The organism is Vibrio sp. EA2 (genome assembly GCF_033042495.1).
GTDB lineage: Bacteria > Pseudomonadota > Gammaproteobacteria > Enterobacterales > Vibrionaceae > Vibrio.
Genome location: NZ_JAWLID010000002.1, coordinates 183,788 through 208,268 on the forward strand (window position 1 = coordinate 183,788; position 24,481 = coordinate 208,268).

At 45.4% G+C, this 24,481-nt stretch carries 20 protein-coding genes; 14 read left to right on the forward strand and 6 right to left on the reverse strand.

Annotated features, from left to right (window positions below; genetic code table 11):
• Positions 1–59: 59 nt before the first annotated feature.
• Complete coding sequence (locus RXX31_RS05180) at positions 60–593, forward strand: porin family protein (RefSeq protein WP_317588031.1); 534 nt, start codon at positions 60–62, stop codon at positions 591–593.
• 202 nt (positions 594–795) lie between these two features.
• Positions 796–2,505 carry a class I SAM-dependent methyltransferase gene (locus RXX31_RS05185; RefSeq protein WP_317588032.1) on the forward strand — a complete coding sequence of 570 codons (1,710 nt, stop codon included), beginning with the start codon at positions 796–798 and terminating at the stop codon, positions 2,503–2,505.
• Between the two features lie 302 nt (positions 2,506–2,807).
• On the opposite strand, the gene RXX31_RS05190 is transcribed toward RXX31_RS05185, so the two are convergent.
• On the reverse strand, positions 2,808–3,764 hold the full coding sequence (locus RXX31_RS05190) for a LysR substrate-binding domain-containing protein (protein ID WP_317588033.1): 957 nt from the start codon (positions 3,762–3,764) through the stop codon (positions 2,808–2,810).
• Positions 3,765–3,961: 197 nt separating this feature from the next.
• Here RXX31_RS05190 and mdcA point away from each other — a divergent pair, with 197 nt between their 5' ends.
• The 6 genes from mdcA to RXX31_RS05220 all read left to right on the forward strand — a co-directional run bounded on the left by mdcA (position 3,962) and on the right by RXX31_RS05220 (position 10,223).
• Positions 3,962–5,614, forward strand: coding sequence for a malonate decarboxylase subunit alpha (gene mdcA / locus RXX31_RS05195; RefSeq protein WP_317588034.1), 1,653 nt, complete (start codon positions 3,962–3,964; stop codon positions 5,612–5,614).
• Positions 5,615–5,667: 53 nt separating this feature from the next.
• Complete coding sequence (locus tag RXX31_RS05200) at positions 5,668–6,600, forward strand: triphosphoribosyl-dephospho-CoA synthase (protein WP_317588035.1); 933 nt, start codon at positions 5,668–5,670, stop codon at positions 6,598–6,600.
• A gap of 35 nt (positions 6,601–6,635) precedes the next feature.
• Complete coding sequence (locus tag RXX31_RS05205; protein ID WP_317588036.1) at positions 6,636–7,793, forward strand: biotin-independent malonate decarboxylase subunit beta; 1,158 nt, start codon at positions 6,636–6,638, stop codon at positions 7,791–7,793.
• On the forward strand, positions 7,786–8,586 hold the full coding sequence (mdcE, locus tag RXX31_RS05210) for a biotin-independent malonate decarboxylase subunit gamma (protein ID WP_317588037.1): 801 nt from the start codon (positions 7,786–7,788) through the stop codon (positions 8,584–8,586). Before RXX31_RS05205 ends, mdcE begins: the two co-directional genes overlap by 8 nt.
• Positions 8,587–8,605: 19 nt before the next feature.
• Entirely contained in the window at positions 8,606–9,223 is a 618-nt protein-coding gene (locus tag RXX31_RS05215) for a malonate decarboxylase holo-ACP synthase (RefSeq protein ID WP_317588038.1), read from the forward strand.
• Positions 9,224–9,299: 76 nt separating this feature from the next.
• Positions 9,300–10,223: an ACP S-malonyltransferase gene (locus tag RXX31_RS05220; RefSeq protein WP_317588039.1), complete on the forward strand. Its 924-nt coding sequence runs from the start codon at positions 9,300–9,302 to the stop codon at positions 10,221–10,223.
• Positions 10,224–10,464: 241 nt separating this feature from the next.
• On the opposite strand, the gene RXX31_RS05225 is transcribed toward RXX31_RS05220, so the two are convergent.
• Positions 10,465–11,004 (reverse strand): XRE family transcriptional regulator, encoded by a 540-nt coding sequence (locus tag RXX31_RS05225; protein WP_317588040.1) that lies wholly within the window; start codon positions 11,002–11,004, stop codon positions 10,465–10,467.
• A gap of 99 nt (positions 11,005–11,103) precedes the next feature.
• On the opposite strand from RXX31_RS05225, the gene RXX31_RS05230 reads away from it, so the two are divergent.
• From RXX31_RS05230 to RXX31_RS05245, 4 genes are all read left to right on the forward strand, one after another.
• Positions 11,104–12,267: a benzoate/H(+) symporter BenE family transporter gene (locus RXX31_RS05230; RefSeq protein ID WP_317588595.1), complete on the forward strand. Its 1,164-nt coding sequence runs from the start codon at positions 11,104–11,106 to the stop codon at positions 12,265–12,267.
• 469 nt (positions 12,268–12,736) lie between these two features.
• The gene (locus RXX31_RS05235) at positions 12,737–13,876 is read left to right on the forward strand and encodes an efflux RND transporter periplasmic adaptor subunit (RefSeq protein ID WP_317588041.1); all 1,140 of its coding nucleotides are present in this window, start codon (positions 12,737–12,739) and stop codon (positions 13,874–13,876) included.
• 2 nt (positions 13,877–13,878) lie between these two features.
• Positions 13,879–17,040, forward strand: a complete 3,162-nt coding sequence (locus RXX31_RS05240; RefSeq protein ID WP_317588042.1) for an efflux RND transporter permease subunit — start codon at positions 13,879–13,881, stop codon at positions 17,038–17,040.
• Positions 17,041–17,284: 244 nt separating this feature from the next.
• Entirely contained in the window at positions 17,285–17,737 is a 453-nt protein-coding gene (locus tag RXX31_RS05245; protein WP_317588043.1) for a MarR family winged helix-turn-helix transcriptional regulator, read from the forward strand.
• A gap of 57 nt (positions 17,738–17,794) precedes the next feature.
• On the opposite strand, the gene RXX31_RS05250 is transcribed toward RXX31_RS05245, so the two are convergent.
• From RXX31_RS05250 to RXX31_RS05260, 3 genes are all read right to left on the reverse strand, one after another.
• Positions 17,795–18,751 carry an AEC family transporter gene (locus RXX31_RS05250; RefSeq protein ID WP_317588044.1) on the reverse strand — a complete coding sequence of 319 codons (957 nt, stop codon included), beginning with the start codon at positions 18,749–18,751 and terminating at the stop codon, positions 17,795–17,797.
• A gap of 216 nt (positions 18,752–18,967) precedes the next feature.
• Positions 18,968–19,738, reverse strand: coding sequence for a tRNA isopentenyl-2-thiomethyl-A-37 hydroxylase MiaE (gene miaE, locus RXX31_RS05255; RefSeq protein WP_317588045.1), 771 nt, complete (start codon positions 19,736–19,738; stop codon positions 18,968–18,970).
• A 102-nt stretch (positions 19,739–19,840) separates the two neighbouring features.
• Positions 19,841–20,605, reverse strand: coding sequence for a DNA repair protein (locus RXX31_RS05260; RefSeq protein ID WP_317588046.1), 765 nt, complete (start codon positions 20,603–20,605; stop codon positions 19,841–19,843).
• A gap of 326 nt (positions 20,606–20,931) precedes the next feature.
• Between RXX31_RS05260 and cysB the strand changes: the two genes are divergently transcribed.
• Positions 20,932–21,906, forward strand: a complete 975-nt coding sequence (cysB, locus tag RXX31_RS05265) for an HTH-type transcriptional regulator CysB (RefSeq protein WP_317588047.1) — start codon at positions 20,932–20,934, stop codon at positions 21,904–21,906.
• 90 nt (positions 21,907–21,996) lie between these two features.
• Positions 21,997–23,193 (forward strand): methyltransferase, encoded by a 1,197-nt coding sequence (locus RXX31_RS05270; RefSeq protein WP_317588048.1) that lies wholly within the window; start codon positions 21,997–21,999, stop codon positions 23,191–23,193.
• Positions 23,194–23,285: 92 nt separating this feature from the next.
• Here RXX31_RS05270 and ald read toward each other — a convergent pair whose 3' ends face one another.
• Positions 23,286–24,410, reverse strand: coding sequence for an alanine dehydrogenase (ald, locus tag RXX31_RS05275; protein WP_317588049.1), 1,125 nt, complete (start codon positions 24,408–24,410; stop codon positions 23,286–23,288).
• Between the last annotated feature and the right edge of the window lie 71 nt (positions 24,411–24,481).

The window sequence follows — 24,481 nt, forward strand, 5'->3', positions numbered from 1 at the left end:
TAGATTCATTTTATAGTCAAAATATATTAATTCCTTAATAGCATAGTGCGGTGGTGAATATGAAAGTTACACGATACTTATTGTTTACAGTATTAATCCTTTTAAGTAGTACAACAAGAGCAGAGTCGTTTGAGCCTCATCCTTATTTTGGCATTGGGTACACATATGCTGATGCAGATGTGTATGGTACATCGATAGATAACGGTTTATTAGGAGCGATCTTTGGGTACAAATTTCACCCAAACTTTGGGGTTGACTTGAGGGCGTATGGTAATGTGTCTGACGATGAAGTTTACGGAACAACAGTAAAAATAGAGCGTAGTTTTTCAATTTTAGCTAAAGGTATTATACCTGCTAACGAATATATTTATTTTTATGGGTTGCTTGGTTTTGCGGATTCAAAAGTCAAAGCTAGTGATATTTATGGCTCTGTCTCAGACAGTGATGAGGACTTGCAATATGGGGTAGGTATGGCAATCAGCAAGGGTAAATCAGCGCCACTAGAGATACAAATTGAATGGATGAGCTTATACGATGAAGATGACGTTGATATTACTGGATTCAATATAAACGCCGTATATAACTTTTTCTAGACTGTGTGCTAATTAGGTACCTTATATAAGGGCTCATATCTGAGCTCTTTTTTAATCATAAAAACTCCAATCTACTTTTTTGTTGTCTCTTCCTTAGGCTTATTGTGACAAAAATCACAAGAACTCATTATTTCTTAATACTTAATCGCCTTATGCAACCAAGCTAATTATCATCATTGAGTGGTCTACGATGGCTTGGTTTATGTCAGTTAATATCTCTTATTACAATAAAAATGCTGTTGAGTTAGCGGAGCAATACAACTCTCTTTCATTTGAGTCTGTGCACAAGTCATGGAAACAGTATTGGCCAGAAAAAGGCGCGAATGTTCTAGATGTTGGTGCAGGCTCTGGGCGAGATGCGAAGTGGATGAGTCAACAAGGCTGCGAAGTAATGGCAGTAGAACCATGCCATGATCTTCGTGAATTAGGCAAGCAAAGTACCGGCAATGACGTGACTTGGTTGGATGATTCACTGCCAGCTCTCAAAAAAGTTCAAAACCTTGGTATGCGCTATGATCTAATACTTATTAGTGCAGTCTGGATGCACTTGCCAACTTCAGTGCGAGAAAGAGCTTTTCGCAAGCTATCAAATTTACTAACACCGAACGGCAAGTTAGTGATAAGTCTGCGTCATGGAGCATTTACGGATGGCCGCCAGAGTTATCCTGTCTCCGTCGAAGAGCTCGAAATACTATCAAAAGATCATGCGTTGCAGCTTCATCAGGTAATTGAAAGCCAAGATAATTTACAGCGGTCGAATGTTTCTTGGCAGACAGTCGTGATGGTTTTGCCTGATGACGGAGCGGGCAATCTAAATACAGTTCGACGCATTATTGTCAATGACAGTAAGTCGGCCACTTACAAGCTCGCTCTACTCAGAACTTTACTTCGGATTGCTGACGCACACCCCGGTGCGGTGCTGGACCGCAATGATGGCAAAGTGGTACTGCCTGCTGGCCTCATTGCGTTGTATTGGGTTCGCCAATTCAAACGCCTAATCGATGTTGATATTGAAGGAAGGGGAATTCAACAGAACTCAAATACGACGAAAGGGTTGGGCTTTGTAAAAGAAGATGGTTGGGGGCAACTGAAACATCTTTCTGCTGATGACTTCACTATAGGTTCACTCTTTGTGGGTGTTGAAGCAATGGCTGTTCAAAAGCTGTTTGCTCATTCTCTAAGTACGATAAAATCAGGTCCGGTTTCTTTCATTTATCAGGGAGAAAAGCACAATCGTTTGTTTGAGCTACAGTCTCCGAGTGTTCGCAGGAAGCGGTCAGATTCAATAATCTTAGATAGTGTTTTTTTGCAAGGGTATGGCCAGTTTGTTTTAGATGAAAAACTTTGGGATTGCTTCCGAATCTATCATTCATGGATAGAGCCGTTAGTGGTTAACCAGTGGATAAAAGAAATGCAGCGTTTTGAACTTAATCGTACACGTGGTATTTCATTGCAAACTTATCATGATTGCCTTGTTTGGATCGATGCGTCCCGTGATACGCGAGATGTTCGCAAACGTGTTGAGGAGTTGAGAGAGGGAGGAGCGGATATTACGAGTGCTTGGAGCGATACCGTGTTGAAAGATAAATATGACGTGGATCACTGCCTGCCTTTCACATTTTGGCCAAATAACGATAGGTGGAACTTGCTGCCAACGACGAGCAAAGAGAATCGAAGTAAAAGTGATCGAATACCGACACTTAGACGATTGAACCACTCTAAACGTCGTATTTTGGAATGGTGGTTGTTAGCGTGGGGTGCCAGCGAACAACATCGACAACGTTTTTTTACCGAAGCGTCACTCTCTTTGCCTAACTTACCTCCTCAATGTGCTGACTTTGAAGCAGTATTTGAAGCGATGGGACTACAAGTCAGAGGAGTGAAGAGTCGCCTATTAGTGTCTGAGTGGTAGTCAGGATGCGCGGAAGTGAATGACGTGTTCTTCGAAAACCGCGAAGATTAACACTATTCCCTCATGATAGCAGCGTCGACTCAAAACACTTCTAAAACATGCTATAGGCAAAAACTGTCCTAGACTGACTAGTGAACTGTGTAAACACTCAATAAAAGGTGTGTGAAGCTGGAACTACCAATTGTTCAAGTGAAGTCGTCGTTATTTTTGAATAGATAAACTTAGCTCTTTAATGATGCGCAAGGCTCGCTTTTAAAACCCCAGACTCAACGACTGGGGTTTTCTTATTTTAGTGTCCAATCCTACGCTTTATGTTTGAGCGCATATAAGCGGCATTCAGCGATACAACTTAAAATGCCGATTTCACGCTCTTTTGTTTTCAAGCAAACCAGCGAGACCGTTTGAGGTTCAGGCTCAGGATGAAGGGTATCGATTTCAACGAACGTGACATGCGGCTGATATCTCTCTTTTAATCGGGCAGGTACGATAGAGTAACCTACGCCGGATTGAATCAAGTTCATTAGCGTAAAGATGTCTTCCACCTGCATTCCAATAGCAGGCTTAATCTTGTCTCTTTGGAAGCACGCTATACAGTGCTCGTAGGTTGCAAAACCAGGAGAAAGGGTGATGAGTTTTTCGTTGGTTAACTCTTCCAGCGCGATCTTTGATTTCTTTGCCAGCGGTGAAGCGTTAGATATCGCAATCACCATATGATCTTGATAGATAGGCATCACGGTATAGGTGCTGCTGGTGGAAGCGTGTGGTTGGGCGATCAGTGCAACGTCTATTTCCATTTTGTCTAGGCGTTGTAATAGGGTTTGGTTTGAACCTTGGGTGATGGAAACTTGAAGCTCTGGTCTTCGATTTTGCAGCCCTGAAACAACCGTCGGAACCAGGTCATAAGTTAATGAGTATAAGCTGCCAAGGGCCAGTTTATCGGATTGAATCCCCAGCTGATCTTTGGCGTCTTTGATGGCGGAGTCCAGTTCAGTGAGCAGCTTTTCTGAATACGTATAAAAGCTTTCTGCACTTTTTAACGGGCGTAGCGAACGTCCCTGAGTCTCAAAAAGCGGGCACTCAATGGCTTCTTCCAGAGAATGGAGTGCCTTATGCACACTCACAACACTAATATCTAAATTTTCCGCAGCACCCTTCATACTGCTACTTTTCATAAACTCATGAAAAATCATGATCTTCTTTAATGTAACGCCATCACTAATCATGTTCGTTTGAATCCCTTCCAATAATAACATCACCATATCACTGTTAACTTGGGGTTAATAGTGTTGCAAGTCAGTTAATTGAATGTGATCTCATTCGCGAGTAGTTTGAATGTATAGAGAAATTCACAGCGTTGTCACTGACATTAGTTCAAGGAAAACAATGCCATGGAATAGCGGGTTATTTTCTCATTTGAAAATAACAGCGTGATTGAAAAATATCGTGAGGCACTTTTATGACGGCAAAAAAGAAGTGGGATATTAAACGCACCTTAAAAAAGGAGCGAATTAATTCAGTTAATTCAATAACGGAAGGTAAGGTTATTCCAACTTCAAATATGGTTGAAGTGATGGAAAAAATTATCCAACCCGGTGATCGAGTTATTCTCGAAGGTAATAACCAAAAGCAGGCTGACTTCTTGGCGCGAAGTCTGGAAAAAGTTAACCCCGATGTAGTTAACAACCTGCATATGATCATGCCAAGTGTGAGCTTGCCTGAACACATGAATATTTTCGAAATGGGGATTGCCAAAAAGCTGGATTTCGCTTTTGCAGGGAAACAGAGTGTCCGCATTTCTCAGATGCTTGCTGACGGAATATTAGAAGTTGGCGCTGTACATACCTATATCGAACTGTACTCGCGTTTGTATTGTGATTTGATTCCGAATGTCGCACTTGTCGCAGGCTATACCGCCGACCGAAAAGGCAACTTATACACGGGTGCATCGACAGAAGACACGCCTGCGCTGGTGGAAGCGCCAGCGTTCAAAGATGGCATCGTGATCGCGCAAGTGAACAACATCGTGGATACAGTGGATGACTTACCCCGTGTTGATATTCCCGGAGATTGGGTTGATTTCGTGGTTGAAGCCGACAAAGACTTCTTTATCGAGCCACTATTCACCCGCGATCCTCGTTTGATCAAAGAGACGCATATTTTAATGGCGATGATGGCGATTAAAGGGATTTACGCCAAACATAAGGTTCAAACCTTAAACCACGGCATCGGTTTTAACACCGCCGCTATCGAACTTCTGTTACCAACCTATGGTGAAAAGCTGGGTCTTAAAGGCAAGATCTGTCAGCACTGGACACTGAACCCGCATCCAACATTAATACCTGCAATCGAGTCTGGCTGGGTCGATAGTGTGCATTCCTTTGGCGGTGAATTGGGCATGGAAGAGTACGCCCGTCACCGACCAGATGTGTTCTTTACCGGCCCCGATGGTTCGATGCGTTCAAACCGAACCATGTGTCAGATGGCGGGTCAGTTCGCGGCGGATATGTTTATTGGCGCTACGTTACAAATGGACGCCGAAGGCAACTCGTCTACTGTGACTCATGGCCGACTGTCAGGCTTCGGTGGTGCACCAAACATGGGGCACGATCCTCGTGGTCGTCGACACGCGAGTGATGCTTGGATGGATCTCATCACCGATCACGACAAAGACATCATCAAAGGTAAAAAGCTGGTGGTACAGATGGTTGAGACATTCCAAAGTGGGGAAAAGCCAACCTTCGTCGATAAGCTTGATGCGGTGGATGTTGGTCAGCACAGCAATATGCCAACCGCACCTGTGATGATTTATGGCGATGACGTTACCCACGTATTGACCGAAGAAGGCATTGCTTACCTGTACATGGCGCGAGATTTGGAAGAGCGCAAACAGATGATTGCAGCGGTGGCTGGCGTTACGCATTTAGGGCAGACAGTGACTAAAAGCCAGATAGATAAACTCCGGGCCGAAGGTAAGGTCGCCACACCTCAGGACCTGGGTATCAAACGCTCTGAAGCGACTCGTGACTTGTTAGCCGCGAAAAATATGAATGAGCTGGTTAAGTGGTCTGAGGGCTTATACGAGCCACCTGCAAAATTTCGTAGTTGGTAGGTCTCAAGTCGATAACAAGCACCGTAGCGGGTAATGGATACGAGGGGAACGTAATGACGCATATCGCTCTACAGCTCAAAACCAATTGGCAAGAAAACTCACCGCTTTCCCAATTTGAGGAACAGCTTAGCCCATTTGCGGAACAGATAGGTACTTTGGCTCGAGATGCGCTGGTTGCAGAAGTCATGCTATCACCAAAACCTGGCTTGGTTGATCAGTGGGATACCGGTTCACATAGTGACTTGACGGTTGAGATGATGGTGCGTTCCGCTAACTGTCTGGCTCCTTATTTTGCTCAAATGGCAGCAGAAGGACAAAGGTATCAATCCCAACAGTCTGCGGACGATTTGCTCTCACTGAGAGAAAGAATTGGTCTTATCGGCCGACAAGCCGAGTCACAAATGATGCAGGTGACAGAGGGTGTGAATACCCATCGTGGTGCTATCTGGGCGCTGGGTTTGCTTGCCACGTCTGCTGGAATGCTTGGTGAGCATGCAACACCCAATGATTTCTGTGTACTTGCAGGGCGCATTGCGTGTTTGCCGGATAAGTTCGTTAAGCAGACATGGAGCAAAGGATTAAAGGCGACTCGTCAATACCAAGTCAATGGCGCCCGTGAACAAGCTCAGAACGGGTTTCCTGCCATTATCGGCATCGCGCTTCCGGCTCTTATCTCCAGCAGACTGCATTCAAGCTCCGAATCCCATGCACAGCTAGATGCGTTAGTGGCGTTGATGGCTAACCTCACCGATACCTGTGTGCTGGCAAGAGCTGGACTGCAAGGGCTAACGCTGATGCAACATGGCGCGAGTGACATTATCAAGGTTGGTGGAACTTCGACAGAGTTAGGCTTCAGCAAGCTCATCAAACTAAACAAAGATATGGTTGCGATAAATGCATCTCCGGGAGGGGCTGCCGATCTGCTGGCGGCGACACTTTTTATTGATGCGATAACAAATCGTAAGGCTATTTTGGTTGGTCAATGATTTATTTCATTGATTGTTAAAGGAGAATCTTAGCAATGGAACAACTGCAATTTACTTATCCCGGCCAGCACTCGATGGTGAAAAATGTGCGGGTCGGTAACGTTGGGTCTGGTGACTTAGAAGTTTTGCTGCAGCCAAACTCAAATCCGGAAATTGATGTGAAGATTTCAACTTCGATCAATCACCGCCACGAAATATGGCAAGTGATCTTATCTCGCGCATTTGATGAGGTAGGCGAGGCAATGTGTGTCACCATTAATGACTTTGGTGCGACACCAGGCGTGATTAATCTCAGACTGGCTCAGGCATTAGAGCAGCTAGAAGAACAGCAAAGCATTGTAACTAATGAAAGCGAACTATGTGGTCATTCTTTTGTGGAAATGTCGGTTCGTCAGCGCTGCCAGTATCTGTTTGATGAAGGCTCCGCTCAGGAACTGTTGGGCTGTGAAGCGCAGCTAACCTCCCCATGGTTACCTAAGCAGGGCATCGTCTCACAAAGTGATGATGGTGGTGTAGTCATGCTAGGGCAAATTAATGGGCAGCGCTGCGTTGTGCTCGGTATTGAAGGTGGTTTTCAGGGTGGTGCCATTGGGGAAGTTTCTGGCGCCAAAATCGCAGCCGCACTCGACCTTGCACTACAAGACAATCAACGCGGTGTGAAAACTCAAGTGGTTGTCGTATTGGAAACGGGCGGCGTTCGATTGCAGGAAGCTAACCTTGGTCTGGCCGCCATTGCAGACATTCATTCTGCCATTATCGGGCTTAACGACTATGTTCCGGTTGTGGGGATTGTTGCTGGCGCGGTTGGCTGCTTTGGTGGTATGTCAATTGCCGCAGCGCTTTGCAGCAAGCTTATTGTTACCCGCGAAGCGAGATTAGGCTTAAACGGCCCGGCGGTTATCGAACAAGAAGCGGGAATCGCAGAATATGATTCGTCTGACCGACCATTCATTTGGGGAATCACAGGGGGAGAGCAGAGATATCGCAGCAAGCTGGTTGACCATTTGGTGGATGACGACGCGAGCACAGTTAAACAACAGCTGGTTGACGCTCTGCTGTCAGGCAAGCCAGAGATAACCAGAAGTGAACAAATTGAACACTACCTTTCTATCTTGAATCGTGTAGATACATCGGTTCAGGCAACACCGACACAAGTATGTATAGACTTAGCAGGAGGCAAGGCCGATGAGTAAACGAGGTGATATTTGGATGAAAGCATTAGCTTCTGAAGGTCAAGTTGTCGCTGGGTTTCCTCCGTCAGTACAAGTCGTTGATGATCAGTTTAATGGTCTTGCTACGCGTTATATCAACGTGACTCAAGACAGCAATAACGCGTTCCCAAGAGCGAGAAACGGTGAAGTTGGGCTACTGGAAGGATGGAATGTTGCGAAGGCGGTGAATCAGATTGTTGAACGCGATAAAGACAGCCACACCAAGTCTATTATCGTGGCCATTATTGATGTTCCTTCACAAGCTTATGGTCGTCGTGAAGAAGCTTATGGAATTCACTTGTCTTTGGCGGCAGCGGCCAATGCGTATGCTCAGGCACGTAAAGCTGGTCACCCTGTATTAGGTTTGATTGTAGGTAAAGCGATGTCAGGTGGCTTTCTCGCTCATGGTTATCAGGCTTCTCGATTGATAGCCTTAGACGACGAGCAATGCAGCGTACATGCGATGGGAAAAGCTTCTGCGGCCAAAGTGACACTACGTACGATCGAACAGCTAGAGTCACTGGCAGCAGAGCATCCGCCAATGGCATACGATATCAACAATTACAATACTTTGGGATTGTTGTGGAAACTGGTCACTGTTGAGAACGCCGGACAGCCTAGCAGGCAAGATATCGACCATATCCGCTCTCTGTTTTCTGCCGCATTAGAAGATATCAATATTAATGGGAATGATTGGTCACATCGCTTGCAGGGCGAGAATCGACGCGCAACACGTGATATTCGTGACCAGATGCAGAAAGCATGGATTGATTAGGCGAACAAGGAGTCTGTTTATGCCCTACAACGCTCATGACTTATTGTGGGTTAATGATCTCACCTTGGAAGGAAATGATTCTCCAAGCTGGTACGCACGCCACAATAATTCACTGCCGGTTGTTGTCCGCCGGGCTAATCGTCATACCCTAATCCCGGTTGGCGTGAGAGGCAAAAAACGCAGTGAACGCTTGGCTGCATGGGCGTGTAAATCATCGGTCATCAAGTCTGTTACGCCTAAGCAGCTTGTTCAGTCAAAACATGCTCAGGCGTACTGGCAGTCGAGTAATTTAACGTCATTTCAAACACTGACCGACGTAAACACAATATGCGAACGGCATGGCGTGGAGTGGGGCGTAACTGGTAGCTTAGGTTACGAGTTGGCAACAGGAATGCAATGTGCCCATCAGGACAGTGATATCGACATGACGCTGTACTTGACCGAACCTTTGCCTTTTCAAATGTTAGAGTCCCTAAACCATCAACTGGATGCTTTACCTTGTAAGGTCGACACGCAGATAGAAACCCCTTTAGGTGCAGTGGCACTAAGGGAGTGGGTCAACAGTCGTGGTAAGTCGAAAGTACTGCTAAAAACGGACACGGGTCCACTTCTGACTAATAATCCTTGGGCGAAATAGTCCTCAAATTTATCCTCTTTATGCCGGGTTTCGTTGGTAGCACCGGGCATCCACTCGAATCAGAGAAACTGTGGTTATGAGTATTCTAATGACTTTTCCCGGACAGGGAACGCAACGACCTAACATGATATCGGAGTTACCTTGTCACTCCGAAGTCGAGTCTGCTCTGCAACAGGTGGAGGAAGTACTGGGTTACTCTCCAACGAAGTTTGATAACCTTGACGAGAATAGCTCCAATAGGAATGTTCAGTTAGCGCTCACTATTTCAGGGTATGCTCAGTATCGGTATCTTAAAGCGTTTGGTGTGAAACCTAACTATATGATGGGACTGTCTATCGGAGCGTTTACCGCAGCGATTTGTAGTGGCATTTTAGATTTAGAGCAAGGACTTAATATTGTGTCTCTGAGGGGAGAACTGATGGCTCAGGCTTACCCAAGTGGTTATGGCATGGCCGCGATCATCGGCCTTCCACTTGCTCAGGTGAACGAACTTGTCTCTCTCGCGAGAGAGCAGGGGCGCTGCGTGTATGTGGCGAACGTAAATTCTGAAAATACCACCATCGTGTCTGGACAGTCTGACGATTTGGCGTACATCTGTAAACAAGCAGTCAACAAACAGGCACACAGCGCTCGACGTCTTAACGTCTCCGTTCCTTCTCACTGTGATTTGCTCGCTCCCCAGGCGGAGGTTCTGTATACCGAAATGCAAAAGGTAACGCTCAACCGACCAGAGAGCATTTATGTCAGTGCGAATCGAGCTCGTGTGCTAAATGATGTAGAGAGAATACGTCACGACTTAGCGTTTAATATGTGCCAGACCGTTAATTTGTGGGAGACCTTGTCGATGATGGGACAGCGTGGCGTGAAACTGGCCATGGAATGCTCTCCGGGCGCGGTGCTCACGTCCCTTTGTCAGTCATCAATGAGCCAGACACAATGCATCAGCCTCGACGCCAGTAAATTAGACAATACCCTAGAGTGGGTAAAGAGAGCAGGTTAATTGGATGAAGTACGTTACTGCCAATAAACGCAACGTAAAAAAGAAGCCAGAGCATCAACACTCTGGCTAAACACAGGAAGAAATAAAGCCCAACTATTCGATACCAGGCACACTATAACTCGTGCACTGACTGGGGCATTGGTCTTTAAAATATAGGCTTTAATCTGAGGCTTATACACTTTTTGAACGTTTTTACGTGCTTGAATGGGAGCTCTGTTCCAATCACTGTTGAAGGGTAGGCTTACCTCGGATAACAAACGATGTTCTGAAACGTGGTGCTCTCAGTCGCCGCTTCGTAGCCATGCGGTTGGTCACTAAAAAAGCGAATACTTTCTCCTGTTGCCAAATGATGCCATTCATCATTGAAGTAGACATTCATTTCACCACTAAGCACGTGAATATGTTCAATCACACCGACACCATGTGGAGAAGACATCTGGCGATGATGTCCGGTCAAGGTGATCTCAAACATTTCCAAGCCAGAGTCTGCTTTATACGGAAATAGTGTATTCACTTTCATCTTCGCGTCTTCAGGGAAGGCGTGATCAGCGGAGCGTAGTTCTGGGTCATTGGCAAAAAACGCGGAGAATGACGTGTCCAGTCCACTGGCAATTTTCCAAAGTGTTGAAATGGTAGGGCTGGATTCTTGTCGTTCTATTTGCCCTAGCATCGCTTTTGAAACCCCGGTCAATTTTGACGTGGCATCTAAGCTTAATCCTCTTTTTTTCCGTTCAGATTTTAGGTGATGAGCAATCTCGGATTTAAATGCGGATTCATTCATAACTAAATACCTTGTTGTGCGTTATTGCGCACAGTGTTATCTTTTTGTTGTATGTTATAGCGCACGAAGATTTTACCACAAAGCAGGGAAAAACGAATGATGAAAAAACTGTTCAATTTAAGTCACTTGTCAGCAGGGTTTACGGCTGTGTTAGTCGGCTACACCAGTTCGGTGGTGATCATCATTCAGGCGGCGACCTCTGCTGGCGCAACACCTAATCAAATAGAAAGCTGGTTGTTAGCCTTGGGGGTCACAATGGGGGTTACCTCCATCGCATACTCCTGGTTGTATAAAACGCCGATTTTGACCGCGTGGTCAACGCCCGGTGCAGCAATGTTAGTCGTTGCTTCACAGCAGTATGAGCTGCCGGTCATTATAGGATCTTTTGTCCTTTCCGGTGTTCTCATCTTATTAACTGGTCTGATTACGCCGTTGAGTCGAGCGCTTGAACGCATTCCTCCACAATTGGGGACTGCAATGCTTGGCGCTATTTTGTTACCGTTCTGTTTGGGAAGCTTTCAGGCCGTTAGCGGGGCACCCATTACCTTTCTCATTATGTTTGCTGGCTTTTTATTGGCGAAGAATGCGATGCCAAGATACGCAATGTTGATACTACTGATCTTAGGTGTGGTATGCGCTATTGGCGTGGAAGGCGCGGTAATTAACATCAAGGAACTGTCTATTGCTCAGCCAGTATGGGTAACGCCGGGATTCGATCTCGGTGCCATGCTGAACTTATCTATCCCGCTCTATATCATCACGATGCTTTCGCAGAATCTGCCTGGTATTGCGATGATGAAAAGCTACCAATATGGCACACCAGTGAAACCTATTTTGATAGGCACTGGCATTACTAATATATTCTCAGCCCCATTTGGTGGTTTTAGTGTCAACCTTGCTGCGATCTCAGCAGCAATTTGTATGACACCGGAGGTAGATTGCGACAAAACACAACGTTATCGCGCAGTACTATGGGCTGGAGTCTTCTATCTGATTGCAGGCGTGTTTGCGACAACAGTGGTGGCGATTTTTCTATCATTACCTGATGAAGTGACAAAAATTCTGGCTGGTTTTGCCTTGTTAGGCACGTTAATGATGTGTCTGCAATCAGCATTTCATGATCAAGGATACAGAGAGTCAGCGCTTTTTACCTTTCTTATCACTCTGTCTGGGATCAGTTTTCTTGGTGTGAGCGCGACATTATGGGGCTTGCTAGTGGGGATGATGCATCTGCGTTTAACTCATAAGGTCAGTCGTGCATAACATCGTCAAAGATAAAAATGTGCTACTGGTTGATCCTGACTACTAAACTCGTACTAAAAGTAAGAATGTTCGAATAAATCGAGGCCATTCTTGGTGCATTAACTAACATTACTTTTAGTTATCGATGAAATAGTTTTTAAGCGTTTAGGAAATAACACTGGACTTAAGATCAATTTTTTGCACAGCGTGGCGATGGTTTTGTCATCTTTTTGTTTGTTTATTGAGCTATGTTATTGCCCACAGAAAAGTGTGATTTCCAACGCAAAATACTTCGTTCTGAGATCTAAAGCACACCTTTTGGACAAACGCATTCTGCATGCGTATAGAAGTGTAAATGTTGTTGTATGTACAACAATGGATATTTATTATCCTAAGTAATTTTTGAATATCACAATAGCAATTATAACCGTAATTTCTTAGGGTTTTTTCCCTAAATGGTTTTTAGAGAAAGTAAGAAGAGAGATGTTTAATGAGACGTAAAACTACGCTATCGCTGTTGATTGCGTCGAGCCTGTTTATGGCCGGATGCCAACCAAGTCAAGAAGGAGCGAACCAAGGTGGTGGTGCTGCACAGACAACAGAAGTCGAAGTGATGACTGTTGAGCCAGTTCGTCAAATGTTAACCGTAGAGCTACCGGGCCGCAGCCGTGCGTTTAAAGAGGCAGAGGTCCGCCCGCAGGTGAGCGGTATTGTCTCGGAACGTAATTTTGTCGAAGGTAGTGTTGTCGAACAGGGTCAATCTCTGTACCAAATTGACGACTCAACCTATCAAGCGGCTTTGTTAAGTGCTGAAGCGGAATTGATTCGAGCGAATGCGACTGAAGAATCAACCTTTGCAACGGTTAAGCGTTACCGTGCCCTAATTTCTAAAAAGTCGATCAGTCAACAAGATCTTGATGAAGCAGAGGCAGCTTACAAAGAAGCAAAAGCTCAAGCGTTAGTTGCAAAAGCGGCAATCAATACCGCGAAAATCAACTTGTCTTACACCCAGGTTAAGGCTCCTATCAGCGGTGTTATTGGTAAATCAAGCGTCACCGCTGGTGCTTTGGTTACCGCAAACCAGGCTGACACATTAGCGACAATTCAACAGCTTGATCCTATTAATATCGACATAGTGCAGTCATCTGCTCAGTTGCTGCGCCTGAAAGCTGCTCTGGCTGAAGGACACATCCAACAGGATGAGTCAGCTGAAGTGACTTTAGAATTAGAAGATGGCTCAACTTATGCCCATAAAGGCACAATGAAGTTTGTCGAAGTCAACGTCGATGAAAGCACCGGCAGTGTGACGTTGCGTGCGGAATTCCCTAATCCAGATGGCTTGCTTCTACCGGGAATGTTTGTTCGTGCTACGGTAATTACGGGTGTGGATCCTGAAGCGATTCTTGTGCCTCAAAATACAGTCACTCGTGATGCAAGAGGACAAGCGACCGTTATGGTTGTTAACGCGGATAACGAAGTCGTTGCAACTCCGGTATCGACAGCAGAAGTGGTTGATAATCAATGGCGTATTATCGACGGCCTGAATGCGGGCGATAAAGTCATTACGGCTGGTCTGCAAAAGGTAGGGCCGGGTAGTTCTGTAAGCATTCAAACCGGAGAACAGGAGTAATCATGGCACGATTCTTTATCGATCGTCCGGTCTTTGCTTGGGTTCTGGCTATTCTGACCATGCTGGCGGGGATCATGTCCCTGATGAATCTACCAGTATCGCAGTATCCAACTATTTCACCGCCGACGGTTACTATCTCTGCTCGTTATCCTGGGGCGTCTGCAAAAACGGTTGAAGACTCCGTAACGCAGGTTATTGAGCAAAATATGACGGGTCTTGACTACTTACGTTACCTTTCATCAAGCAGTGATGCGTTTGGTAATGCGACGGTCACGCTAACGTTTGATAGCGAAGCTGATCCTGATATTGCGCAAGTTCAGGTGCAAAACAAGCTACAGCTAGCCCTGACGTCATTGCCGAGTGAAGTGCAAAGCCAAGGTATCGTGGTCGAGAAATCGAATACCTCTTTCTTATTGGTGGTGGCGCTGTATTCGGAAGATCCAGACTACACACAAAATGATATCGCTGATTATGTTGTATCTAACATTCAAGATCCAATCAGCCGTGTATCCGGTGTGGGTAAGGTTCAGGCGTTTGGTTCTCAATATGCGATGCGTGTTTGGTTAGACCCATTCAAGCTGACCCAGTTTAATCTGACTGCAATTGATGTCGCAGGTGCGATCAGTGAGCAGAACGCTCAGGTTTCGTCAGGTCAACTTGGCGCAGCACCATCTCAAGAAGGACAACTGCTGAATGCGACCATCTCTTCTGCCAGTCGCTTAAGCAGTGTTAAAGAGTTTGAAAATATCATTCTTAAGTCTGATACCAGCGGTGCGAACGTTTACCTAAAAGACGTCGCTCGTGTTGAACGTGGCGCGGAAAGTTACGACATCAAGGGTCAATACAATGGCTTCCCTGCGTCGGGCTTAGGTCTTTCTTTGGGTACGGGAGCGAACGCGCTGGAAACCGCAGCAGCAGTAAAAGAGCGTTTAGGCCAGTTGCAAGAAAACTTTCCTGCGGGTTTGAAGATTGCTTACCCGTTTGAAACCACACCTTTCGTTCAAGCATCGATCCATGAAGTGGTGAAGACGCTACTGGAAGCGATTGTTCTCGTATTCTTGATCATGTACCTGTTCTTACAGAACTTCCGCGCGACGATTATCCCGACCATTGCGGTTCCTGTGGTATTGCTGGGTACGTTTGCTGTTTTGTATACGACAGGCTTTAGCGTCAACACCTTAACCATGTTTGCGATGGTTCTGGCAATCGGCTTGCTGGTGGATGATGCCATCGTCGTCGTAGAGAACGTTGAACGTGTGATGCATGAAGATGGGCTCGAACCTAAAGAAGCGACCAAAAAGTCGATGGGGCAGATCACTGGTGCATTGGTTGGTGTCGGCTTGACCCTGTCTGCGGTATTTGTACCGATGGCATTTATGACCGGCTCTACCGGGGTTATTTATCGTCAGTTTTCGATCACGATCGTTGCAGCAATGACACTTTCTGTACTGGTTGCCATCATCCTGACGCCAGCACTGTGTGCTACGTTGCTGAAAAAGGGCGATGCGGAATTAGCTGAGAAGAAAGGTTTCTTTGGCTGGTTCAACCGTAAATTTGACTCGCTAACTTCAGGATACGAATCGGGCGTCGCCAAATTGCTTAAACGCACTGGCCGTATGATGCTGTTGTTTGTTGCCTTATCTGCAGGTGCAGGTTGGCTGTTTGTTAATCTGTCGACGTCTTTCTTACCTGATGAAGACCAGGGCACTATCTTCTCGATGTCGATTTTGCCGCCGAACTCAACGCAGGAGCAAACCGAGAAAACACTCGACAAGATGCGTGATTACTTCCTTGAAGATGAAAAAGAAGTTGTGAACTCGATATTTACTGTGGCTGGCTTTAGTTTCGCTGGTCAGGGACAAAATATGGGTATGGCATTTATCAACTTGAAGGACTGGTCAGAGCGTAAAGAGCCGGGAATGGATGCAGCTTCATTAACGGGTCGAGCGATGGGTTATTTCTCGACGATTAAAGAAGCGATGGTGTATGCCTTTGCGCCACCGCCAATCCAGGAATTAGGTAATGCCACCGGTTTTGATTTCTACCTTCAAGACTCATTGAACCAAGGGCATGATGCATTGGTTGCAGCGCAAGGTCAGCTACTTGGCATGGCGGCACAAAATCCAAATCTTGTTGGTGTACGTCCTAACGGTCAGGCTGATGCGCCGATGTACCAGGTACACGTTGACCACGCGAAGCTACGCGCTTTGAATGTGAGCATTGATGACGTTAACCAAATCCTGTCTTCAGCATGGGGTGGTGCTTACATCAACGACTACATTGACCGTGGCCGTGTTAAGAAGGTGATGTTGCAGAGTGATGCTGAGTTCCGTATGCAGCCGAAAGACTTTGATTCTTGGTACGTGCGTAACTCCAATGGTGACATGGTGCCATTCTCTGCGTTCTCCTATGGTGAGTGGACGTATGGTTCTCCTCAGTTGCAACGTTTTGATGGTCTGCCTGCGATGAACATTCAAGGTGGTGCTGCTCCTGGCGTTAGTACTGGTGACGCAATGGCAGAGATAGAATCGCTGGTAAAACAGTTACCTGAAGGCTTCCAGGTGAAGTGGACAGGTATCTCTTATGAAGAGCGACTATCCGGAAACCAGGCTCCAATGCTATACGCGTTGTCGATTCTAGTTGTTTTCCTCGTATTGGCTGCGCTTTATGAAAGTTGGTCTGTGCCGTTTGCGGTTGTATTAGTCGTGCCTCTGGGTGTGCTTGGTGCAGTACTAGCGGTAATGGGACGAGGCTTGGACAACGATGTATTCTTCCAGGTGAGTCTATTGACCACCGTTGGTCTGGCGACTAAGAACGCCATCCTGATCGTGGAATTCGCCAAAGATTACTACCAGAAGGGGGCTGGACTTATTGAAGCAACGTTACATGCGATTCGAGTGCGTCTTCGTCCAATCATCATGACCTCACTGGCGTTTGGTCTTGGCGTTGTGCCTCTGGCAATCAGTTCAGGTGTAGGTTCTGCGGGTCAAAACGCAGTAGGTACCGGCGTACTTGGTGGTATGGTGAGTGCGACATTGTTGGGTATCTTCTTTGTTCCGATTTTCTTTGTTGTGGTTGAACGTTTGTTTGACCGCAAAGCGAGAAAAGAGCAGGAAGAGGAACAGCAACAGGCCTTGGCTCACGAATCGGAGTCACCAAAGTAGACCCTAATGGTTTGAACTAAGGTATACTACTGATAGTTTTGTAATAAAAGAGCGCTTCGGCGCTCTTTGTTTATGTACACTTGTTAAACGTTGTAATAACAACGTCTTATGCTTTAACAAGGTTTACGCTCCTTTGGATAAGCCAATCACACAGTGATTCATCAGTGCGATAAAGGAACGTAGCCGGTAAATTAAAGGCGATGAGAAGTATCATAGACCCGAGCCATATACAAATTAGTCTACTATGAAAGAAAACAAGATTTCTCCCATCAGCGTTTTGGACAAGAGTCCTATGTTCGTGTGTGGCGTGATGCATCGCATGTATCGAAATCGCGCACAGGCAGAATTATCCCGTCAAAGTTTAACCACCTTAGAAATGGCGAGTGCTTTAGCGGCTATCGAAGAATTTCAGCCAATGAGTCAGCAAGCATTAGCGAATGCGGTACTTTGTGAACGCAGTGTAGCGAAGCGTATGGTCGATAATCTGGAAAAGCGCGGTTTAGTGCAGATTTCTAAATGTGACTACAACCGAAGAATAAAAATGTTGAGCCTGACAGCGGATGGCCAAACTACGCTGCACAAGGTGTATGAGATCATGGCCAATCTGCAACGAGATTTCTTTTCTTGTTTATCTGAATCGGAATCGCTGGAGTTCAAGCGTCTGGTGAGGAAAGTTACGCTTGCCAACCATGATTGAGCATGAGAGGAACGCAACCAACGAGGTAATACAATAGCTGCCTGCCGACTTTATGTTTTAAATCAGTTGCAGAGAATTCAGTATAATGATTCCTAGGGTGCAGCTTAATGTAGAAAGCACCGTGGTCATGGCAATAATATTTGCCGCCAGCACAGAGTTCCCCCCCATCGAACGAGCCATAACATAACTTGCAGCCGCAACAGGCGAGGCGTTCATAAAGAACAAAATGCCAAGCTCGACACCTCTGAACCCCACCAAATAAGCGCCTAGTGTTATTACTGCTGGTGCGACCAATAACTTGTAACTACTGGCAAACCACGATGGCCCTTTTTCCTGCCGCATTAAGCGTAGATTTAATGAACCACCTGTACATAACAGCGCGAGCGGTAATGTCATCTTCGACAAGTAGTTGCCCGCATCAATAGCAATTTGAGGTACCGGGATAGATAGGACGTAAAAAAGCATCCCGAGAACAATGGAAATAATCAGTGGGTTTTTAGTCAGTGTGCGAATCATCAACTTCGCGGCCTGAGAGACGGATGTTGCCCCTTTTGGCGATAAGCAGATCACCGCTTGAACGTTATAGATGAAGGTGGTCACTGCAACATAGAGTGCGGCTATCGCTACGCCTTTTGGACCATAAGCACTAGACACATAAGCAAGACCTATGATGCCCGTATTGGCTCGATATCCGCCCTGAATAAGCACGCCTTGATCGGGGGAGGATGGAAATAAGAATTTGACGGAAAGGTAGGTAAAAACAAAAAACGAAATGCTGGCGATGACACCGTAGTTGACGAAATGACTGGCTGAAGAAAAGTCATGTGTTGAAGACACAATGCTAATGAACAGCATGGCAGGAAGCGTCACCTTGAACACCAGTTTGGAGCCGACATCGATAAAGTTATTATCAATTAGGCCAATTCGTTTAAACAGTACGCCGAGTACTAACATCAAACAGATGGGGCCTGTAATCGATATAGAAAATTGCAACTGATGTAAAACTGAGTCCATTCAGGTATCCCGTAGCGAAACGTTATTATTGTTTAGCTATTAAGCCACAAATGAGGGGGTGGGGAATAGTGGCATGATGAAATTATCTTTGCGGATAAACCCCTTTCTTTTTTAGCGACAAGCCGTTTTTATTCATTTGTAACGAGGGTTAGTAAATAACAAAGCCGGACGCTTGAAAACGATGCCCGGCTGTGAGGAGTGCTTGGTCTTACTTCGTTAAACAGGAACGCCGCTATGGAACTTGAAGTCTTCATCTGGGGTCAGGATGAGATCCGCCTCGACGCGACCAAAGTATGCGATGCGTTCGCTAATGTCTTTCCCTGCAATTTGCTCAGCCAGCACTAAGTAGTCTTGATAGTGGCGAGCCTCAGAACGCAACAGCGAGATATAGAACTTAGCGATATCTTCTTCCATATGTGGTGCCAGTTTCGCAAAGCGCTCGCATGAGCGAGCTTCTATGTATGCGCCAATGATCAACTTATCGATCAATGTCTCCGGCTCGTGCGTTTTCATATGAGAAATAAGGCCTTTCGCATAGCGACTCGCAGGGATATTCTGGTATTCAATTCCACGACTTTCCATAATCTCAAGTACTTGATAAAAATGGTGTAACTCTTCTTTAATCAAAAGCACCATTTTATCAATCAGCTCCTGACTATACGGAGAGTCTGATTTCGCCATGATTGATTTAGAAATATTACTCTTGCCTTTTAAGGTCTCTAAAGAGCCCACATTACGATAAGCGAAGTCTTCATACGGCTTAAACCAATCCAATAAGGCGTGAGAACTGGTTTGGTCGACGGCGTATTTTCGGATCAAAAACATTGCCGATTGACCTGCTTTGAGTTCGCAAAGCAAGTGATCCAACAAGATGGTTTGCAGGTTTTGTGGTTTTTTCGCTTCTTCAACCCACTCGTCAGGTGTGCTGCATTGTAGAAACTGATTGATCGGAGCGAGAAGATCTTGGTAGGCGTCTAAATTTATCATGTTAATTTAATACTTTACGTTCTGATTTTTATCCACCGGGACTGTAAATATAAAAAAGGCTGCCAGAGCAGCCTTTTCCTTGGGCGGAAAGCTGGGTGGATATTACCACTTTTTCTTCTCGCCGAAGAGCACTTCCATATCATTGTCACGCTCTTTATCGGCCAGTTGCTGAATTTCTGAGTTGTTTTTATCTTGGCGTCTTTTATCTAAATCACCCAGCATCTCTTCTAGCTTTTGTTTGGCCTGAATTGAATAAGCATCATTTTTGGTACTTAACGCATCAATGCCTTTACGCAGAAGCTGAAGTGCAGTACCTGGTTGACCACGCGCAATAGAGTCGTTGGCTCTTTTTATGACGTTCTCGATATTGATACGAATTTGGATCGTCTCCAAGCGCGCGTTTTCACTGACGTATGTTTGAGTATCCAGGCGACCTTTGTTGTGTTCATTACGGACCGTATCTCTCAGGCGTTTTACCAGCTTCAGCATTGCAATCGCTTGTTTATCGCTGTTTGGCATCTTGAACGTTGTACTGTCACTGGCTTGCTCGTTTAATTTCAACTGTACAATTTGCTGCTTGAGGCTCTCTATCCGTTGCGATAGGTGTTTATTCTTTGGATCGAGCTCTTGCATGTTTTCTAAAGCATCAAGAATGCGATTGTTTAGGCATAGTAGAAGGTCTGGGCTGAAAGGGATATGGTGAGCGTGACCAATAAGTTCTTCAGTACCGTCAATTAAGGCAACGTAGCGAGCGGATTCCTGTCTCCTTGCCGTTTCTACTTTGACCTTGTATTGCAACATCATGTTATAGCCTAGGATTAAGACCAATAAGATGGCTACCAAAGCGATTATTAAACTAATATTCATATCTTTGTGTCTGCTTTCAGTTTTCTACGGCTAGCGACAAAGAATACATGAATCTCAACAAGCAAGGCACCCTATTTATCGGATTATTTAGCCCGTCACACGTTTTAATTTATATGGATTCGCTCACATCTATAAAGCAGCATTTAAACGGTTCAACCATGCGCATATTAATTTGCTTCTAATTTTTTAGTATGAGTTTGAGATATATGTTAGAAATTACTGTTCATTTAGCGTATGTCGCGTTATAACTAATTATTATATCGCTCAAAATGAGTGATCGTTTTAGCTTTCGATTTTAGTGTCTCGGGAACGAGTAAGGGATTACGATGAAACTGCAACAACTGAAGTATATTGTTGAGGTTGTAAACCATAATTTGAACGTGTCTGCCACCGCAGAAAGTTTGTACACCTCACAGCCAGGTATCAGTAAGCAGGTGAGGTTACTGGAAGATGAGCTGGGTATCCAAATTTTCGAGCGAAGTGGTAAACACTTAACTCAGGTGACTGGTGCGGGCGAAGAGATTGTTCGAATTTCTCAAGAAATCCTTGGACGTGTCGAAAGTATTAAAGCGGTAGCGGGTGAGCATACGCATCCTGAAATGGGAACCCTGAACATTACGACGACGCACACACAAGCGCGTTATGCCTTACCAGATGTCATTAAAGGTTTTACGACTCGTTACCCTAAAGTTTCTTTACACATGCATCAGGGCACGCCATCTCAAATGTCAGAAGCGATCGCAAAAGGCACGGCGAATTTTGCGATAGCGACGGAAGCACTCCACCTTTATCAAGACGCAATCATGTTACCTTGTTATCACTGGAACCGTTCGATCGTTGTGCCGAAAGATCACCCTCTAGCGAAGAAGGCTAACATCAGCATCCATGATTTAGCCGCTTACCCGCTGGTGACTTACGTCTTTGGTTTTACAGGTCGCTCTGAACTTGATACTGCATTTAACCGTGAAGGCCTGACTCCTCGCGTGGTATTTACAGCAACCGATGCGGATGTAATTAAAACCTATGTACGTATGGGCATTGGTGTTGGTGTGATTGCAAGTATGGCCGTCGATGAAAAGCAAGACAGTGATCTGGTTTCGATAGATGCGAGCCACTTGTTTGGCGCAAGCACCACCAGTATTGGCTTCCGTCGTGGTACTTTCCTTCGTTCTTATATGTTTGATTTCATGGAAAGATTTGCGCCTCACTTAACTCGCCCTGTGGTAGAGCAAGCCATCTCTTTGAAGTCAAACGTAGAAATCGAAGAGATGTTTAAAGATATCGACCTTCCAATCCGATAACCATGAATTATATGTCCATATCTAAGCCGAGTGTTCCTGAAAGGGTTGGTTAGGTATATAATTCGCCCCCGCTAGTGTGGTGGGGGCTTAATGAACACTCGATTCCAATTTATTAATGACTGTCTGATTGACAACCAATCGTTGTGGCGATTTGATCCATTCCAAAGCAGCATTCATCCAGTACTACCTTGGCAAGAACAGTATCCCAATCTTTGTCAGTGGTTAGCGTCACTGTCTCCCCTTGATATTGAACGCTTAAAAGCAAAACCAGAAGAAGCGTTGAGTGAAATTAGCGCTTATCTACCAGTACTTAAATCACTGTCTGAGCATACTCAATTAGAAACGGTACCACTCCAAGGCCTGGCACTTGACCGCGGTTTAGACAGCGGTGTTCCTGGTCGTAAACTTGAGCAAATAGTTGCCATGGGAGAAGCCGCAATCCAGAGCCATTATGGTGAAGAATGGTTAGAGTGGTGCTCGGGTAAGGGATACCTTGGACGCATTTTGACCACACAAACGGGTCAGCCTGTTACCAGCTTTGAATATCAACAGTCCTTGTGTGAGTCAGGGCAGTTGGCGGCGAATGAACATCAATGGAAAATGACGTTTATTCAGGGCAATGCGTTTGATGTTAAAACGAAAGCGATTTTCAAACCCACGCAGCATGCCGTAGCCTTGCATGCTTGTGGTGATTTACATGTTCGTTTGCTTCAGTACGGCTGTGAAGCAGGGATCTCGGCAATGACGATTTCTCCCTGCTGTTATCACCTTATTCAGCGCGAAAAGTATCAACCATTGTCCGAGATTGCTCAACACTCTACGTTAGTGCTGTCGAAACAAGAACTTCGTATCCCATTGCAACAAACCGTGACGGGTGGGGAACGTGTACGTCGTCATCGTCAGCAAGAAATGATTTTCAGGCTTGGCTTTGATCTGATCACTCGTCAGGTGCTCGGCATTGAAGAATATCAACCAGTTCCTAGCCTTCGTAAGTCACAATTAAGTGAAGGGTTTGAGGCTTTTTGTCTTTGGGCGGCAGAGCAAAAGCAGATTGATATTAGTCAGTCGATTGAGTTCAACGCGTTCGAAAAGTTGGCGGAAGAACGCTTTTGGCATATGGAAAGAATGAGCTTAATACAATTGGTTTTTCAACGTCCATTAGAGGTTTGGCTAGCATTAGATAAAGCACTTTATCTTGAGCAACATGGTTATCGTGCCAGATTGTCGGAATTTTGCGCTAAATCTGTCACACCCCGAAACATTTTAATTTGCGCATATAAGAGGTAGTTATTATTTATACCTAAATGCTCTATATGAAAAAGCCCACCTAATTGTGGGCTTTTGTAAACAAAACGTGACAAAAATGATTTATTTTGTCATTAGTTAAACATGGCGATCGCTTGCTCGGCTTCTACGTACTCCAGATCAAAACTCTCCGCAACTTCTTTACAAGTCACTTTACCGTGAATCACGTTTAGACCTTCAAGGAAGCCTTTCTCGTCAAGAAGTGCTTTTTGGTAGCCTTTATTTGCCAGCTTCAGGATGTAAGGCAATGTAGCGTTGTTCAACGCAAAAGTAGAGGTACGTGCAACGGCACCTGGCATGTTTGCTACACAATAGTGAACGACTTCATCAACGATGTAAGTTGGCTCTGCGTGTGTGGTCGCATGAGAAGTTTCAAAACAGCCACCTTGGTCGATAGCAACGTCAACAACCGCTGCGCCTGGCTTCATCTTCGCAATATGTTCTTTTGTCACTAGTTTAGGCGCTGCTGCGCCCGGGATAAGAACGGCACCGATGACGAGATCTGCTTCTAGAACATGCTTCTCGATAGCGTCTTCTGTAGAATAAACAACTTTAGCGCGACCCTGGAATTCTTCGTCAAGTTTACGCAGAGTATCGACATTACGATCAAGAATAGTGACGTCTGCACGAAGACCAACAGCCATACGAGCTGCGTTTGCACCAACGACACCACCGCCAATAATGACCACTTTCGCTGGTCCAACACCTGGTACGCCGCCGAGTAGTAAACCACAACCACCATGAGATTTTTCTAGCGTTTGTGCACCTGCTTGAATAGACATCCGACCTGCGACTTCAGACATTGGTGCTAACAGTGGCAAACGACCCATATTATCTGTTACAGTCTCGTAGGCTATACAGACAGCTTTGCTCTTGATTAGCTCATCAGTTTGTGGAAAATCTGGTGCTAGGTGTAAATAAGTAAATAAAATTTGCCCTTCGCGGAGCATAGCTCTCTCAACTGCTTGGGGTTCTTTAACTTTTACTATCATGTCTGCTTGCGCGAAAACGTCTGCAGCATGAGGGAGAATGGATGCGCCGACAGCGATGTAATCATCGTCTGAAAAACCAATGCCGGCACCTGCGTTGGTCTCAACTAAAACTTGGTGACCATGTGAGATTAACTCTCTCACGCTTGCTGGGATCATACCGACACGATATTCGTGGTTTTTGATTTCCTTAGGTACGCCAATGATCATCCTGTATCCTCTTTCTATAATGGTTATATTAACTATTTGTAGGGTGTTATTATCGAATTAATAACTAGTAT

What these genes read in the sequence shown, in the direction of transcription:
- RXX31_RS05260 (WP_317588046.1), bottom strand. Translation starts at nt 20,605, where the DNA reads ATGAATATTAGTTTAATAATCGCTTTGGTAGCCATCTTATTGGTCTTA.
- miaE (WP_317588045.1), bottom strand. Translation starts at nt 19,738, where the DNA reads ATGATAAATTTAGACGCCTACCAAGATCTTCTCGCTCCGATCAATCAG.
- RXX31_RS05230 (WP_317588595.1), top strand. Translation starts at nt 11,104, where the DNA reads ATGAAAAAACTGTTCAATTTAAGTCACTTGTCAGCAGGGTTTACGGCT.
- RXX31_RS05200 (WP_317588035.1), top strand. Translation starts at nt 5,668, where the DNA reads ATGACGCATATCGCTCTACAGCTCAAAACCAATTGGCAAGAAAACTCA.
- RXX31_RS05180 (WP_317588031.1), top strand. Translation starts at nt 60, where the DNA reads ATGAAAGTTACACGATACTTATTGTTTACAGTATTAATCCTTTTAAGT.
- mdcE (WP_317588037.1), top strand. Translation starts at nt 7,786, where the DNA reads ATGAGTAAACGAGGTGATATTTGGATGAAAGCATTAGCTTCTGAAGGT.
- RXX31_RS05205 (WP_317588036.1), top strand. Translation starts at nt 6,636, where the DNA reads ATGGAACAACTGCAATTTACTTATCCCGGCCAGCACTCGATGGTGAAA.
- RXX31_RS05240 (WP_317588042.1), top strand. Translation starts at nt 13,879, where the DNA reads ATGGCACGATTCTTTATCGATCGTCCGGTCTTTGCTTGGGTTCTGGCT.
- RXX31_RS05220 (WP_317588039.1), top strand. Translation starts at nt 9,300, where the DNA reads ATGAGTATTCTAATGACTTTTCCCGGACAGGGAACGCAACGACCTAAC.
- RXX31_RS05215 (WP_317588038.1), top strand. Translation starts at nt 8,606, where the DNA reads ATGCCCTACAACGCTCATGACTTATTGTGGGTTAATGATCTCACCTTG.
- RXX31_RS05245 (WP_317588043.1), top strand. Translation starts at nt 17,285, where the DNA reads ATGAAAGAAAACAAGATTTCTCCCATCAGCGTTTTGGACAAGAGTCCT.
- mdcA (WP_317588034.1), top strand. Translation starts at nt 3,962, where the DNA reads ATGACGGCAAAAAAGAAGTGGGATATTAAACGCACCTTAAAAAAGGAG.
- RXX31_RS05190 (WP_317588033.1), bottom strand. Translation starts at nt 3,764, where the DNA reads ATGGTGATGTTATTATTGGAAGGGATTCAAACGAACATGATTAGTGAT.
- cysB (WP_317588047.1), top strand. Translation starts at nt 20,932, where the DNA reads ATGAAACTGCAACAACTGAAGTATATTGTTGAGGTTGTAAACCATAAT.
- RXX31_RS05270 (WP_317588048.1), top strand. Translation starts at nt 21,997, where the DNA reads ATGAACACTCGATTCCAATTTATTAATGACTGTCTGATTGACAACCAA.
- RXX31_RS05250 (WP_317588044.1), bottom strand. Translation starts at nt 18,751, where the DNA reads ATGGACTCAGTTTTACATCAGTTGCAATTTTCTATATCGATTACAGGC.
- RXX31_RS05185 (WP_317588032.1), top strand. Translation starts at nt 796, where the DNA reads ATGTCAGTTAATATCTCTTATTACAATAAAAATGCTGTTGAGTTAGCG.
- RXX31_RS05235 (WP_317588041.1), top strand. Translation starts at nt 12,737, where the DNA reads ATGAGACGTAAAACTACGCTATCGCTGTTGATTGCGTCGAGCCTGTTT.
- RXX31_RS05225 (WP_317588040.1), bottom strand. Translation starts at nt 11,004, where the DNA reads ATGAATGAATCCGCATTTAAATCCGAGATTGCTCATCACCTAAAATCT.
- ald (WP_317588049.1), bottom strand. Translation starts at nt 24,410, where the DNA reads ATGATCATTGGCGTACCTAAGGAAATCAAAAACCACGAATATCGTGTC.